This window comes from Pseudomonas sp., assembly GCF_037994325.1.
Lineage (GTDB): Bacteria > Pseudomonadota > Gammaproteobacteria > Pseudomonadales > Pseudomonadaceae > Aquipseudomonas.
Genome location: NZ_JBBNAH010000517.1, coordinates 1 through 1,017, shown reverse-complemented (window position 1 = coordinate 1,017; position 1,017 = coordinate 1). Strand labels below are relative to the sequence as shown.

Below are 1,017 nucleotides of genomic sequence, written 5' to 3'. Positions count from 1 at the left end.
GAAGAGTGGGCGTTTGTCATCGCCACAGCGGTAGAAGGGCACTTGCACGGTATTACCCATGGCGCACCTCCACAGTCAGGTGGTTTAGGGGTGGAGAGGGAAGAATAACGGGGTGTACGTAGTTCATGGTTTCAGCCTCGTGAAAAGTGATCTGTCACCAATCGCTGCTAAACAATGGGTGGCAGCTGTACGCGGGTTAGCAGACCGGTTCACAAGGCACAAAACCCGGCGCACCCGAAGGTGCCCCACGCACAGCCGCCATAACACGAAACGGAAGGCGCAAAAAAACGCCTGTTGTAACGGATGGAGCGACTTGCGTGCCTTGTAAGACATCGGACTGCTAAACCCGATCGCTGAATGGGTCAGCGACGGCGGGACTATAGAACCGACCTCAAAAGGCTCACAAGCCAGGAAACACCTGTTCAGATGCTTCCCACGGCAATTGCATCGTAGCCGCGTGTACAACGTTCAGCAAAGCACGCCCGAAGTTCTTCGGTGCGCGCACCACACCCTACCGTGGTTCGCTAAATATCGCGTTTAAGTCGTTGATCTACTTACGCGCTGCTACGCTTGGAAAGCTTGCGCCTGGGTAGGGCGCGTCTTACAGTCGCTGGCAATGGCGCGGGAATGGCTGCTGCCTGCTGTTGCACCGTTTAGAGGGGAAGCACGCGTGAAAAATTGGACCCTGCGCCAGCGCATTTTGGCGAGTTTTGCGGTGATCATCGCCATTGTTATTTTGATGATTGCGGTGGCCTATTCGCGTTTGGTCACCATCGAAGCCGGCGCCAAAAGCGTAGCCAACGATTCCATGCCTGGGGTGTATTTCAGCTCTTATATCCGCAGTTCGTGGGTCGACAGTTTTATCCTCGCGCAGCAGGTGGTGGGGCTTTCTGATGAGCAGGTGATTAACCCGGCCATTTTGGCTGAGTTCAATACCAACGATGAAAAGCTGATGGCGCGGGTGAAGGAGTATCAGAAGTCGATTTCCGATGCCCAGGACCAAGCCCACCTCAATGA

General features: G+C 54.9%; 1 protein-coding gene. It reads left to right on the top strand.

Going from position 1 to position 1,017, the window contains the following annotated elements:
- Window positions 1–670: 670 nt before the first annotated feature.
- Window positions 671–1,017 (top strand): MCP four helix bundle domain-containing protein (locus AAAB16_RS17380; protein ID WP_340664445.1); only part of this gene is annotated, 347 nt, incomplete at its 3' end.